Consider the following 14465-nt stretch of genomic DNA (forward strand, 5'->3'; position numbering starts at 1 on the left):
CTCGTAGGGACTCTGCTCTATCATGGATGATATATGAAGAGAAATGTGATTCGTTTAAAAGTGCTGCTGTTGATTTCACTGCTTTTTATTTTTTTGCTGTGTCTTTTTTTTCTCAACGCCAGTTCGCTGTCCAGCCAGGAAAGACGGGAGCCCCCTGTTACTCAGGCTTCATCACTTTTAAATAATCACACTATCTTACCCAACGGCTACCAATCACTGGCAGAAAAATGGGAAAACTCTGAAATTTTACACTCGGCACTTAACTACTTCAGCGTCAATCAATTTATCTTCAACAATCTGTATTCACGGGAAAAACTTGAAAAATTTACGTTGTTTTCAATGATCTCTTTTGGTTTTCTTATCGGCTGTCTGGTACTGGCGTGGCACCTGCATAAAATGCTTCGCCATGAAAAACGCCTGAAAGCCGAGTTGCACGACATGGTCAAAAAGTTCAGCCATGTACTGAAACATGCGCCGGATGGCATGGTTCTGCTTAAACAGGATAATACTGTACTCAATATCAATCAGTCCGCTTGCCAGATTTTGAATCTCTCTGAACAACAGGCTTCACAGCGCGACATCACCGCACTGGTTAACGACCCCGAGGCCAGCAATAAACTGGCTGAATTGCTCAGTCAGGTACACAGAAGAATGAATCAGGGCGATAACCTGCCCGTCAGTCAACAGATCACCATTAACACCACGCCCGTTCAGCATCTTGAAATCATTGCGAGCGAAACCGCTTACAATGATGGTAATGAGATTTTATTGAATATCAGGGATGTCACTGTATGGGTGAATCGTGAGGAAAAACTGAAAAGCCTGTCCCGGGCCCTGGAGCAAAGTGACGACTCGATCATCATTACCAACGAAAAAGGGATCATTGAGTATGTGAACCACAGCTTTGAAAAATATAACGATCTTGATGCCAACGAGCTGATCGGCAGTGACGCTGCGCACCTGATTCTTACTACCCTGCAAAATCCGGCAGAGTTGGCTAAATTGCAACAACAGCTGGTCAAAGGCCAGACAGTCAATCGCATCATTTCGCACCGTAAAAAAGATAACAGCCTGGTTTATATGGAGAAACGCATTTCTCCTATCCGCAATAGCCTGGGAAAAATCAGCCATTACATCACAACAGGCAAAGATATTACCGACAGAGTGCTGTTTGAAAGCAAACTCAAACAACTGGCGCATTTTGACATACTCACCCAGTTACCAAACCGCTTAATGCTGCAGCAGCATATCGACCACCTGCTCCAGCAATCACCCTGTCCGGCCATGGGCCTGCTGACCCTCAACCTGGAGCGCTTTAAGCAAATCAACGATTCCCTTGGCCACGACACCGGCGATCAAGTGTTGTTGGCTGTGAGTGAACGCCTGCAGGCTATTTTGCGTGAAAACGACATGCTGGCGAGGTTAGGCAGTGATGAATTTGCCATCCTGGTGGTCTCTGATAACCGGCTGCCTGCTCTGGAACAATTGGCCGAGCGTATCCTGCGCCATCTCAGCGAGCCAATGACACTGGGCAGCAAAGAAGTGGTGGTCGGTGCAAGTATTGGCATCACCTACAGTGAAAATATCCACTCAACCAGTGAAACCCTGCTCAGGCAGGCAGACATTGCATTGTATAAAGCAAAAGACAACAAGCAGCAGCAACAGTACCGGGTTTATAACCGGCAAATGGGTGCTAACAGTGTCAAACGTCTGGAAATGGAAGCTCAGCTCCGGCAAAGCTGCGGCACTGAGCGCTATCAGTATTACTATCAGGGCCGGTTTGACTCACGGACCCGTCAGCTTTGCGGGGTGGAAGCGCTGCTGCGCTGGGTCGATGATGAAAACCACATCCAGTCACCGACTGAGTTCATCCCTATTCTGGAAACCACGGGTATGATTATTGAGGTCGGTGAGCATTTGATTCAACAGGCTTGCAAACAATTACGCCAATGGCAGTTGCAAGGCCACTGGCTGCATTTTGCGCTGAACATTTCAGCCCGGCAGTTGCTGAATTCCGATATTGTCAGTACCGTTAGCAAAGCGATACAGAGCAGCCAGTGTGACCCCGGTTTTTTAGAGCTGGAAATCACAGAGAGCGTGGTCATGTCAGACGTAAAGCTGGCATTGAGTAAGTTACGTCAACTCAACGCGCTGGGGGTCAGGATTGCCATTGATGATTTCGGCACCGGCTATTCCTCCCTGGCCTACCTTAGCCGATTCCCGATTCAGATACTCAAAGTCGATCGCGAATTTGTCCGTGATTTACCTCTCAATAAAGAATCCGTCACCATCACCAACGCTATCGTTGAATTGGCCCATAATCTTAATATCAGCGTGGTGGCAGAAGGTGTAGAAACCAAAGGGCAAGCCGATTTTCTGACAAGCATAGGTGTAGAAGAATTTCAGGGATTTCTGTACTGTAAGCCACTGCCGTTATCAGATTTTGAAACAAGGTTTTTGCAGCCAGTACAGAATATAAAAGAACATTCTACCTACTGATTCAAATTAGCTGAGTTTGTGATCTTTCACTTCAGCAAAGAGCCAATTACAATACGCACAGTGTGGGCGAGGACAGAAATATGGATTTTAGCGATTATCTGGAAACGGTGCTTAAGCAACGTCAGCAACAGGCCAATAAACCGGTCCAAAATAAGCAGCAACCTGTCTGGCTGCAACAGCGTATGGAAGACAAAACCAGCCAAAGTACAGCGCGTGATGCAATTGCCAAAGCCCAGGAAGATGCTTCGGTTCGTGCCGAACAGGAAACCAAAGCTCCTCATGTCAGAATAAATGGCCGCTACATGTCACAGGAAGAGGCACAGGCTAAAGCAAAATTGCAAACTCAGGCCGCGCCTGCCAATGCCGATAGAATTGCCTATATTGAGTCACTCAAAAAAACGTTACGTGCCAAGAAATATCAATAACACCCCCCGACTGTCCGCCTGCCCCTCACCAGCTTGTGACAACGTCACTGTAGCTTTTGTGCCTTTCATCTGATTTTCAGCCTCAGTGGGGTTGAAAATAACCTCATTCGACTATGCTTAAACGAGTAAACATTTTTAGCTGCAAGGGATGCGCTGACCAGCAGTAACCTCTGACCAATAAGCAAATAGTTGAACATTTATAAGAATAAAGACGAAAAAGCAGGGCTTTCATTCACTAAAATTTATGGAGTGACAGACATGTTAGGTGAAAATCACGCACTCTTCATTGAGTTCCCCGAAATGCAGGACAAAATCAAAGAGTTGAAGACCTGCGACGAAAGCTTCAAGGCCATGTCAGACAGATATCACCAGCTTGACCATAAAATACGGGGATTGGAATGCAGCAACATTCCCACCGAAGATCACCACTTCACCCAACTGAAAATGGAGCGTTTGCAGCTTAAAGACAAAATTTACAACATACTCATGAACTGATTTTGTCAGCTTTTTACTGGCTCCGCCCTCTGTTATCCAGGGGGTGGAGAACCTTCGCCGCCAAAACGTCATCTTCGCCTGCCTTACACAAGCCATTTGTAACAAAACGTTACTACCCGGTATTTTCATAACATTTATTGATAGAATCCGCGCCCTCAACAACAAATACATCTTTTTTTGATTGCTACCAAGAAAAGTTTAGTAAAGCAGTTGCCTTTCCGGCATTTAGAGAGACCTATGAAAACATTTGATCGCGCCAAGCAAATCCTGCTGGCAGGGTTCTGTATTAACTTGTGTATGGGCATTCTGTATGCCTGGAGTGTATTTAAAAAAGCCTTAGTGGTGGATCTTGGCTGGTCTAACGCCGATGCGTCTCTGCCTTATACTGTTGCTATCATTACTTTTTCTCTCTCATTATTACTGGCCGGTATTCTTCAGGACAAAATTGGTCCGCGTAAGGTCTTGCTGCTCGGCACGACCATGGTTGGCCTTGGGATGATTGTATCCAGCTTTGCCACCACGCCACTGCTGCTGGTGCTGACTTTCGGGGTATTGACAGGTTGCGGTATCGGTTTTGGCTATGCCTGTTTAAGCCCCTCAGCAATGAAATGGTTCCATCCGTCAAAGAAAGGCATGGTAAACGGCCTGATTGCGGCCGGTTTCGGCCTGGCTGCTGTGTACCTGGCACCGCTGACATCATCCCTGATTGCCGATTACGGTATTAACCAGAGCTTCCTGATCCTCGGCATCGCTGTGCTGCTGGTTGCTGTTCCTCTGGCTTGCACTATCAGCAACCCACCCGCAGGCTACCAGCCTGAGGCGCCGTCTGCCGTCGCAGCCTCTGCCAATCCGGCACCGGCTGTTAACATGACCTGGCGTGGCATGGTGAAAACGCCCCAGTTTTACTCCTTGTGGGTAATGTACGCCTTCGCTTCCGCAGCAGGCTTGATGATTATCGGCAATATCACCTCTATTGCAGCGGCGCAGGCTGACCTGTCGGATGCGGCATTTCTGGTGGTGATTCTGGCTGTGTTCAACTCGGGCGGCCGTATTGTTGCCGGTATGCTGTCAGACAAAATCGGCGGTGTGAAAACCCTGATGATTGCCTTTATCATGCAAGCCATCAACATGGTGATGTTTGCCACTTTCGATAACGAGTTCAGCCTGATGGTCGGCGCTGCCGTTGCCGGGGTTGGCTACGGTACTCTGCTTGCCGTTTTCCCATCGATCACCGCCGATTTTTACGGCCTGAAAAATTACGGTGCGAACTATGGCGTCCTCTACACTGCCTGGGGTGTCAGTGGCTTCATTGGCCCTGTAGTCGCCGCCGTGGCCGTTGATATGACCGGCACCTACACCCTGGCCTATTCTGTGTGTTCTGGCATGCTGGCCGTCGCTGTGCTGCTGTCATTCATCACTAAGCCTGTTACCACGCAAGTGGCCAAGCAGAAACTGGCAACAGCCGTATAACGGTACGCCTGACTCTTGCTGAAAAAGCACAGCCCGCGGGTTGTGCTTTTTTATTTTCACCTTTTCAGGACCAGAGACGGAACAGACAAAAAAAAACCCGGCTCCAAAGGGACCGGGCAAACAAATAGTGGTGAAAATGTTCCTGATGGGAACAGGATATGCGCTATTAGCGTACCGCTATGGAAGACTGTGCGATTGGCTTAACAACATTCTTCACGGGTACTCAGGTAGCAAATTAATAGGGCGTCCAATTTTTCACAGGGATTAAACATTTATCCCACCTACTAACAATTAAATCACTAAATTTTTTTGAGCTTGCATCTGGCATTGATCAGATCTTCAATGAACTTTTGCTCTTTCTTCGCCTGCTCATAGCGTTGTTTCGCTTGCCAGCGCTCCATCACGGTTTCCAGTCCCTTCACCTTGACCTGACTTTGCTCCAGCGCTTTTTTCGTGCGCTGACTTTCTGCGTGCATAAGCGCCATTTCGTGCTGCTGATGCGAAATCAGGCGGCTGAGCATAGAATTGACCTGAGTGGTGTTCTGCAGCGCCAGTGCGTTCAGCCCGGCACTTCCTTCCTGCTGACAGCCCGACTTCAGCCCTGCCAGTGCCTGCAGTTGCTGGGCAAAAAAGCCAACCTGATCCTGCTGGCGTGCAAAGTGCTGTCCGTGCCGGTCACGTTGCTGCTCAGCAATCTGCTGAAGCTGACTCACGGCTTTCAGTCTGCCCTTCATCACACCCTCTCCTAACCTTGCTGTGTTTGCGTAAACAACTCAGCGAGCCGAACCAGCGACTGTTGGTAGTCAGTCACTTCATCAACCTGCTGAACCAGGAAATCTTTGAGTTGCGGAAACACCTGAACGGACAGATCCAGTTCGGCGTCCTGTCCGGGCTGATACCCGCCTAAAGGCAACAGCTCTTTGACTTGCAGATAGTTGGCATTGAGCTGCCTGAAACGGTTTGCCACTGTGACATGAGAGTTTTCGGTACAGTTGCTCATACAACGGCTGATAGAGGCATTAATATCTATCGCCGGATAGTGCCCCTGCTCTGCCAGCGTACGGGATAGCACCACATGACCATCGAGAATGGCACGGGCAGAGTCCACCACAGGATCCTGCTGATCATCGCCATCCGCCAGTACAGTGTAAATTGCCGTCAGGCTGCCGTCCGGGTGCTCACCGTTACCGGCGCGTTCAAGCAGTTGAGGTAACTGGCTGAACACAGACGGCGGATAACCACGGGAAGCCGGCGGCTCACCCAGGGACAAGGCAATTTCACGCTGCGCCATGGCGTAACGTGTTAAAGAGTCCATCAGCAGCAGGACATCTTTGCCCTTGTCGCGATAATATTCCGCTACGCGGTGACACAGTTTAGTGGCACGCAGACGCATTAAAGGGGATTCATCGGCCGGCGCTGCTATCACCACAGCCCGCTTCATACCCTCTGCGCCGAGATTGCGCTGTATGAATTCCCGGACTTCCCGGCCACGTTCGCCAATCAGGCCCACCACCACAATATCGGCCTTGGTGTTTTTGGTGATCATGCCCATCAGGACACTCTTACCCACACCACTGCCTGCCATGAGCCCGATACGCTGGCCTTTACCCAGCGTCAGCAGTCCGTTGATTGCACGTATGCCCACATCCAGCGGTGTATCGACCAGGCGACGCTTTAACGGATTTATCGGTGAAGGGTTGAGCGAGACTTTCTCTCCGCCTTTAAGCGGGCCAAGATCGTCAAACGGCTCGCCAAGACCGTTAACGACCCTGCCAAGCCAGTGATCTCCGAGCGCAACTGTACTGTCGCCGTCCAGCGGGACGACTCTCGCTCCGGCGTAAAGCCCGCCTAATTGCCTCACGGGCATCAAATACGCCACGTCGCGGTCAAAGCCCACTACCTGGGCTTCAATGGCTTCACCGTCATCCGTTTCGACCAGACAGCGCTGTTCCAGCCTGAACTTACAGCCAACGGCCTGAAGCATCAGGCCGTTGACTTTGACCAACCGCCCTGTAACCCGGGCAATCGGAATGGATGACATAGAGGCGATAGCATCATTCAAACGATCATGAAATGCACCGTCACTCACTGATACTCTCCGCCGTTTCTGCTGTTGCGGTATGACTGGTTTCAGCCGCTGGCGTCTGCACCGACGGATTCTCCAGCAAGTGCTCGCGCAGCGTTTCCATGCAGGCTTCCAGTCTGGCATCACTGCTGGCATCGGCTTCTGCATGATCCGTTACCAGCTGAACACCACCGACAGGCATGTCTTTGTTCGCGACCAGTTTCCAGCTCGGGTGCAGGGTCGGACTGAGATTGGTAATACGCTCAAGATCCTGCGGGTTAAGATTGATCACCACCTTGTCGCTGTTACCCGGCATGCTGTCTAACGTTTCTTCCACCAGCGCCAGAATTTGCTGCGGCATCAGTGTCAGCTCCGCGCGAATAACCTGCTGGGCAACTTTCTGCACCAGGGAACAAATCTGCTCGCGCTGAGCATGTTCCCGCTCATCCTGCCATTGCTGAATATGCGCCTGCAGGGCCTGTATCGGCGCAATGGCAGATTCATATTTTTCGCGGCCCTGGCTTTCGCCTTTGCTGTATCCCTGCTGAAAACCGTCTTGCTGACCTAAGGTAAAGCCTTGCTGACGACCCTGCTCAACACCCTGACGCAAGCCTTCTTCATGGCCCCGCTGCAAGCCTTGCTGAAACCCTTCTTCCAGCTGTTTTTGCAAAGCTGCCTGATGTTCCTTGGTATTGAACTCCGTCGTCTGGGCGACATAATTGTCTGAATCCTGTGCACCACCTTCGTGTTGTACAACAGGCTTCACCATGGGCGGAAAGCGGTGTGAGCGGTATTCACCAGGATTCAGCTGCATCACTTTTACTGAACGCATCACTTACTCCACTGTTTGTTCCTGATACAGGCTCAGCTCGATTTCACCGGCATCGGCCAGTTCACGAACCACTTGCATAATATCCTGACGGGCTTTCTCAACCCGGGATAATGGCATCGCACCACGCATCGCCATTTCATCATCCAGCGAGTTAGCCATACGCTGTGGCATGGACTGTTTGATGGCCATTTGCAGCTTGAGCTCTGCCCCTTTCAGCGCGGTTGCCCACAGGTCGAGCGGAATTTCCTGGATCAGGCGATCCATCGTTGCTTCGCGCTGACGGGAAAGGATAACGAAGTCGAACATGTTTTCTTCGATTTCGCTGACCACTTTTTCGTCATGCAGTTTCAGCATTTCCATCAGCTGAGCACGATCACCCTCAAAGCGGTTAATGATGTCGGCAGCCTGCTTGGCACCCAGCACCGATGCGCCCTGACCGCCCGAAACCTGCTGGATACAGCGGTCGATCAGCAGATGCAAATCTTTGGCGATCTCATGATCGATTTCGCTCAGGCGGGCGACGCGGTAAATCAGTTCATCATGCTGCTCTGACGGCAGTTTCGCCAGCACCTGAGACGAGGTTTCCGGCGGCAGATAAGCCAGGAAAATGGCCTGCATCTGCGGGTGTTCCTGACTGATAAATTTTGCGATAACGTCCGTATCGACCCACTGCAGGCGCTGCATGTTATTGCGCAGCTCATCGCCATAAATACTGTTCAGTACACCTTTGGCAAGATCATTGCCCAGGGCTTTCGATAGTGTGTTCGACAGATAATCTTTCGACGCGCCGCGAATACCACTGTGGTCACGAAAATCATCGAAAAACCGCTGAATCACGACCTTGGCGTTCTCACTTTTGATGCCAGTGAGTTTCGCCATGGATCGGGTGACGCGTTGTACTTCATCGCGGGAGAAATAACGCAGAACCTGAGCGGCTGCATCCTCTCCCATGCCCAGCAAAACCAGCGCTGTTTTATCCACACTGCTTAAGGTTTGCATGTCTGCCGGATTAGTTGTCTCGGTTGTGCTCATTTCCATTTACCCATTGTTTAAGGACTTCAGCAACGCGCTGCGGTTCTTCGCTGGCAATTAATGTCAGATGTTTCAGTTGGATGTGCAGAGGCGAACCGGAAGGCGGCAACATCATCTCAGCATCGGCATCCAGTCCGTTGGTGGTATTGCTCAGGCCTCGGTCGGACAGACGTCGATTGAGTTCATTCTCTTGTGCCTGCTCATCAAGCTCTTTGCTCAGAATGTTGTCTGGCAAAGTGGCAATGTCCATTTCCTGTCGTGCTTTGTCCACACCGGTCAGGTGGCGAATCAAAGGACGCAGAACAAAGAAGATCATCGCCAGTCCCAGCAAGCCACCAATGATGTAACGCAACGGTTGCTGCAATGCCGTATCCTGCCACCACGGCATAGGTGCAACAGGTTCAATGTTGACCGGAGTAAAGTTGAAGCTCATCAGGCTCAGGCTGTCGCCACGCTCGGCATTCAGGCCGACCGCTTCAGAGATCATCTGGCTGATTTCGGCCTTCTGTGCCTCATCCCACGCGGCACCGTCCGGCGCAACCGCATTGTTCAGCAACACAGACACATTCAGCTTTTTGATTTGTCCCTGTTGATACTGGGTATGCCTGACACTGCTGCCCAGCGCATACTGACGATTCACTTCCGAGCGTTCACTGGTGTTCTTCGGTGCTTCTTCCTCACCCTCTTCTTCAACCGTAGGTGGCTGATTGCTCAGTGAACCCGGTACCCCTAAGGCAATTTTATCGGTTGAGTTGTTTTCAATGCTGTGTTCTGAACGGACAACCGGATTGTCATCCACCATTTCACGGGTTTCTTCAATGCGGCTGAAATCCAGATCGGCCGCCACCTGCACCCGGAAGTTACTCGGGCCGAGAACCGGAGTCAGCATGTCAGACGCACGCTGAATAACCTGCTTCTCCAGATTCTTCTGATACTCCAGATATTTGGTATTCATTCGGCCGGACGTTTCCGAACCGATATCGGCACTCAGTAAACGGCCAAACTGATCCACCACAGAGACGTGATCAGCCGTCATACCGGTCACACTGCCCGACACCAGATTGACAATAGCTTCCACCTGTTCAGGTTTAAGATCTTCACCCGGCTTGAGCTCGACCATGACAGAGGCCGTGGTCTTCTCGGTGTTCTGGCGTACAAACAGAGTCTGGCGGGGAATCGCCAGGTGCACACGGGCGTTATTGACAGCATTCAAAGAGATGATGGTACGGGCCAGTTCACCTTCCAGACCATGACGGTAACGTGCGGTTTCCATAAACTGGCTGGTACCCAAAGCTGAATCGGTCTGAAGTGTTTCTAAACCGGTCGGTAATTTGGCTTTCACGCCTTTGGCGGCCAGTAACATACGAACCTCAGCGACTCGGCCGTCTTCGACCAGCACCTGACCGTTGGTTTCCTGTAAGCGGTATGGAATGCCTTCCGCTTCCAGGACAGAGATTATCTCGCTGGTATCAAAACGCTCCTGCTGGCTGTAAAGCGGACGATAGCTTTGTGTCGACGTCCAGAGTGCAACCACTATGATGGCTGCAACCACAGCCGCCAGCGCAGCAGACAAAACAAGATTACGCTGGCTGCTGTACCAGGCAAGTTTAGCCCGCTCCAGCAGAGAATGATCAGAACGGTTGGCAGCAGTCAGTTCCGCTGCCGCTGCTTGAGTAATCATGGTCATAATTTACACCGGCATCTTCATTACATCTTCAAACGCACTGACCACTTTGTTTCTTACCTGCATCAAAGCAGAAAAAGACAAACTGGCCTTCTGGCTGGCAATCATTGCGCCAACCAGATCATCACTTTTTCCGGTTTCAACCGCCGTCATTTTGGCACTCGCAGCGGCCTGATGGCCGTTTACCAGGTCAAGCACTTGTGTCATGGCTGAAGAAAAAGCAAGTGGTTTAACCTGTTGGTCTAATGGATTGGCTTTCACAGTGATGTTCTGTTCAGCCTGAGCTTGCATGAGCTGCATTTTATCCAGCATTAATTGCTGGGCGGTGGTCGTCTGCGTCAAATTCGTCGCAAGCATATTTGTGTCTCCTGATCGTTAGGCTGCTGAGCCAATTTGTGAAATATCAATGCCTTGCTCACGCATTGCCGCCAATTTGTAACGTAAAGCCCTTGTCGTCACACCCAGAGCTTTTGCCGTGAGTGTTCTGTTTCCCTCATGCTGTTTCAGCACGTCCAGCACATACTGGTATTCAGCCTGTTTCTTGGCACCAATATGGCCCTGTTCTGTTCCTGCGCTGCCGACCGCTGCCGGCATATATTCAGGTTTGATCGCCTGAATTTTGCTGCTGTCTACCGGCAGCATCAGATCCTGGGATGTCACGAAATCACCGTGTCTCATCACCAGTGCGCGCTGGATAATGTTTTCCAGCTCGCGGATATTGCCCGGCCAGTGGTACTGCATCATCATCTGCTGGGCATCCGCGGATAGCTGGCAGGCACTGCCTTGCTGATATTTAGCGATGAAATAATCGGCCAGCGGAAGAATATCCTCAGGGCGCTCGCGAAGCGGTGGCCAGTGCAGCGGTAACACATCCAGACGGTAATATAGGTCTTCCCTGAAAACCCCTTCCTGTACGGCGACACGAAGATCTTTGTTAGTGGCCGCTATCACCCGGATATCAAGCTTGATGGTTTTATGGCTGCCCACACGCTCGACTTCGCGCTCTTGCAGCACACGCAATAATTTGGCTTGCAGCGCCGGCGACATTTCGGCAATTTCATCCAGCAAAATGGTACCGCCGTTTGCCTCTTCGAACTTGCCGCTCTGACTGCCGGTTGCGCCGGTAAAGGCCCCTTTCACGTGACCAAATAACACAGCTTCAAGCATGGATTCCGGGATTGCGGCACAGTTCACCGCGACAAACGGCATCTTGCTGCGCGGTGACTGCTGATGAACATAGCGCGCCAGCACTTCTTTTCCTGTCCCTGATTCGCCGGTAATCAGCACGCTGGCATGGGTACAGGCTGCACGGTGGGCCAGTTGCAGGATCTGCTTGCTGCGCCAGGATTCCGCCACGATATCCGACATGGGCTTTTGCAGTGCTTCCACCCGGGCTAGCAGGCTTAGCAACTGGCTGGGTTCGAACGGCTTTAACAAATAATCCGTCGCACCGGCTTTCATCGCTTCCGCCGCCAGCAAACCTTCGTGCTGATCGACAATCGCAATGGCAATCCGGCGCTGCTGAGTGTCAGCTACTGTCTGGCTGTAACGGACCCATTCTGTCAGTGACATATCCGGCAGTGAGGAGCTGACCAGAGTGATTGCCGCCTGGCGTGACTGCAAACCGGCTTTGCCTGATGTCAGGTAATCCACCTGATAGCCCGCCTGCTCCAGCACCTGAATCACTTGCTGAGCCTGCTGCCTGTCCGGTTCAATGAACTGAATTGTCTTCGTAATCATTACTGAACCCTGCTTTCATCATTGTTGCCAGCACGCATCACACGAACTGTTACCCGACGATTAAGTGACTGTCCTTTCGCTGTGTCGTTATTCGCGATCGGATAGCGGGAACCATGTGCCCTGATTTGAATCAGGCCGTCTTTCACCCCGGCTTCCCGGAGAAAACTGGCCACATCATCGGCACGCACTTTGGATACCTGAATATTGCCCAGCTTTGAGCCGACATTATCTGTATGGCCGTCAATCAGCACCTGGTTGACTGAGCTATCCAGGCGAATGTACTCAGCCAGATTTCGCAGTGTTTCTTTTTGCTCCGTACTCACCGTGCGTTGGCCCAAGTCAAACTGAAACACCAGGTCACGCGCCTGTTTGTACGACATGGCCGGCAGACGGGAACGACAGCGCGTAAAGTCAGCCAGTGCCGGTGCCATATTGACACTCGATAACAACAGATCGACCGGAGTATTGTTGTTCTGATAAATCATCGCCACCCGCGCCCACTGCCCTGCTGTCATACCGTCCAGCAGCGCATCGACCGCCTGGGTGAACCTCACTTCAGTCGGGCTGACTTGCTTACCCGGGCTCAGTGATGTCTGCTTAGGCGTCACCACCCAGGGGCCATCCTGCAGATACAGACCTGCAGACTGAAACTGAACCACAGGTCGCATAGGCTTCACTTTCAGCGACAGATTTTCCCCGGCATCCGCAATAAAGCTCACCTGACCGAAATTATCCACCTGCTGATTTAATGAGCAGTGAAATTTGTCGCCTTGGTATTTCCACTCGACAAGATCCATCGGTGTTGAAACAAGCTTTGCTTCAACCGAACCTGCCGCAAGAGCAATAAATAAGAATGTGTATTTCTTGAGAAATGAAATTAACATTTTTACCCTTCTCAGATTTTGGAAAAAAACCAAAATTCATTTTTTAATCATAATATCCAACTTAGCCACAAAATATTAAACAGCCAAATTGGTTTGTTGTTTCTATATATTTGTTTCTTGCTCAAAATCACTTTAATAAAATAAAGGTGATCTTGATTCAATTTATATTTGACGCCACCATGACACAAATTTGACACCGTACCGCCATTCTATCCGTCAGAATGATTTTTTTGATATGGATTCAAAAACAGCAACTTGTGGCAAGCAAAACCTAACAAAACACTGGGTATTTCAAAGGCGGCCATAAAAGTCTCATCAATTCATATATAAGAAAACCCTATAAATGAAGATATAATCAACATGTGGACTAACATCACAAATTCAAAATCAATAACTAAAACACAGGAATTAGCTCAGGCTAGACTTAGCGAAACTAATAGTGGTTTTACCAAAATAGAAGTAAATTAAATTCGCAACAGTTAATAAGTTGCATATGAGTTCTGACGGATATGCCAATATGAAAAAAATTGAGTTAAACAGTGCTCAACATTTCCCCACACTGAACGTTGAACATTTAGGGCGCCCAATCCATGTCATCCGGGAAGAGTTGCAGAAAATCTTCTCGCAGGCAGATTCGTCAATTACCCAGGATTTACAACGCTGGGTGAAAGACAAAAATCTGACCATTAAGCTGGCTGACATTCAACTCTCCAACCGGGATGCCACGGATCAAAGCAACAATGCCTCTGTCATTCGCCATGAAGCCGGAGGGCTGATTGAAGCGCAACTGGATACCCAGTTGTTACTGGCGCTGTCGGATAAATTTTACAACGCCGATATCGATCGCAGCGATGCCGGTTACGCGAATTCGACGCTGACAGCCAGTGACCTGCGTCTTCAGCAGCGATTACTGCAACGTATTTGTTCACTGGTTGCCGATGAGAAGGCGTGGCAACTGACCGATGATGGCATGACTTACGGTGTCGGCTTACTGGCCACTTTCACTGTGAGCTACCGTAAAAAAGTGGCGGCGTTCCGCCTGTACTTCGATGAAAACATGCTTCAGGTACTGATGGATGATATGGCGTTCCAGACCAACCATCACCTGAGCGATGATTTCAGGCTCGCGCTGGAGAATACGCCGGTTCAGCTTCATGCCACGCTTTGCCAGAAAAAAATGCCGCTGGATGATGTGCTCAAGCTGCGTCCTGACGATGTACTGAACATTGATCTCCTCACCAATGTGCCGGTGCGTATCGGACAGGAACATTTATTTAACGGATGCGTGGCCGACAAAGACGGCCAGCTCGTCCTGATTCTTAAAGATAAATAACACTAT

13 protein-coding genes are annotated in these 14465 nt (G+C 50.3%); 5 read left to right on the top strand and 8 right to left on the bottom strand.

Going from position 1 to position 14465, the window contains the following annotated elements; translation table 11 throughout:
- Positions 1-33 precede the first annotated feature (33 nt).
- The 4 genes from H511_RS23170 to H511_RS0111020 all read left to right on the top strand — a co-directional run bounded on the left by H511_RS23170 (position 34) and on the right by H511_RS0111020 (position 4889).
- A complete protein-coding gene (locus H511_RS23170; protein WP_051288078.1) occupies positions 34-2499 on the top strand; it encodes a bifunctional diguanylate cyclase/phosphodiesterase in 2466 nt (821 codons plus the stop codon).
- Positions 2500-2579: 80 nt separating this feature from the next.
- A complete protein-coding gene (locus H511_RS0111010; RefSeq protein ID WP_027252341.1) occupies positions 2580-2924 on the top strand; it encodes a hypothetical protein in 345 nt (114 codons plus the stop codon).
- 258 nt (positions 2925-3182) lie between these two features.
- Positions 3183-3419, top strand: a complete 237-nt coding sequence (locus H511_RS0111015) for an HP1242/YdcH family protein (protein WP_027252342.1) — start codon at positions 3183-3185, stop codon at positions 3417-3419.
- A 237-nt stretch (positions 3420-3656) separates the two neighbouring features.
- A complete protein-coding gene (locus H511_RS0111020; RefSeq protein WP_027252343.1) occupies positions 3657-4889 on the top strand; it encodes an L-lactate MFS transporter in 1233 nt (410 codons plus the stop codon).
- Between the two features lie 299 nt (positions 4890-5188).
- Here H511_RS0111020 and fliJ read toward each other — a convergent pair whose 3' ends face one another.
- Genes fliJ through H511_RS0111060 form a run of 8 tightly spaced genes read right to left on the bottom strand, consistent with a single transcriptional unit; the run spans position 5189 to position 13126 of the window.
- On the bottom strand, positions 5189-5623 hold the full coding sequence (fliJ, locus tag H511_RS0111025) for a flagellar export protein FliJ (RefSeq protein WP_027252344.1): 435 nt from the start codon (positions 5621-5623) through the stop codon (positions 5189-5191).
- 11 nt (positions 5624-5634) lie between these two features.
- Positions 5635-6978, bottom strand: a complete 1344-nt coding sequence (fliI, locus tag H511_RS0111030) for a flagellar protein export ATPase FliI (protein ID WP_027252345.1) — start codon at positions 6976-6978, stop codon at positions 5635-5637.
- Entirely contained in the window at positions 6971-7786 is an 816-nt protein-coding gene (fliH, locus tag H511_RS23175; RefSeq protein ID WP_237583185.1) for a flagellar assembly protein FliH, read from the bottom strand. The genes fliI and fliH overlap by 8 nt, the downstream gene beginning before the upstream one ends.
- 3 nt (positions 7787-7789) lie before the next feature.
- Positions 7790-8818: a flagellar motor switch protein FliG gene (locus tag H511_RS0111040; RefSeq protein ID WP_027252346.1), complete on the bottom strand. Its 1029-nt coding sequence runs from the start codon at positions 8816-8818 to the stop codon at positions 7790-7792.
- Positions 8796-10505, bottom strand: a complete 1710-nt coding sequence (gene fliF / locus H511_RS0111045; protein ID WP_036759472.1) for a flagellar basal-body MS-ring/collar protein FliF — start codon at positions 10503-10505, stop codon at positions 8796-8798. Before fliF ends, H511_RS0111040 begins: the two co-directional genes overlap by 23 nt.
- Before the next feature lie 3 nt (positions 10506-10508).
- On the bottom strand, positions 10509-10859 hold the full coding sequence (gene fliE / locus H511_RS0111050; protein WP_027252348.1) for a flagellar hook-basal body complex protein FliE: 351 nt from the start codon (positions 10857-10859) through the stop codon (positions 10509-10511).
- A gap of 18 nt (positions 10860-10877) precedes the next feature.
- On the bottom strand, positions 10878-12242 hold the full coding sequence (locus tag H511_RS0111055) for a sigma-54-dependent transcriptional regulator (protein ID WP_027252349.1): 1365 nt from the start codon (positions 12240-12242) through the stop codon (positions 10878-10880).
- Complete coding sequence (locus H511_RS0111060; protein WP_051288080.1) at positions 12242-13126, bottom strand: OmpA family protein; 885 nt, start codon at positions 13124-13126, stop codon at positions 12242-12244. Before H511_RS0111060 ends, H511_RS0111055 begins: the two co-directional genes overlap by 1 nt.
- A 517-nt stretch (positions 13127-13643) precedes the next feature.
- Here H511_RS0111060 and H511_RS0111065 point away from each other — a divergent pair.
- Positions 13644-14459: a FliM/FliN family flagellar motor switch protein gene (locus H511_RS0111065; protein WP_027252351.1), complete on the top strand. Its 816-nt coding sequence runs from the start codon at positions 13644-13646 to the stop codon at positions 14457-14459.
- The last annotated feature ends 6 nt before the right edge of the window (positions 14460-14465 follow it).

Source organism: Photobacterium halotolerans DSM 18316, from assembly GCF_000425165.1.
Taxonomy (GTDB): Bacteria; Pseudomonadota; Gammaproteobacteria; order Enterobacterales; family Vibrionaceae; genus Photobacterium; species Photobacterium halotolerans.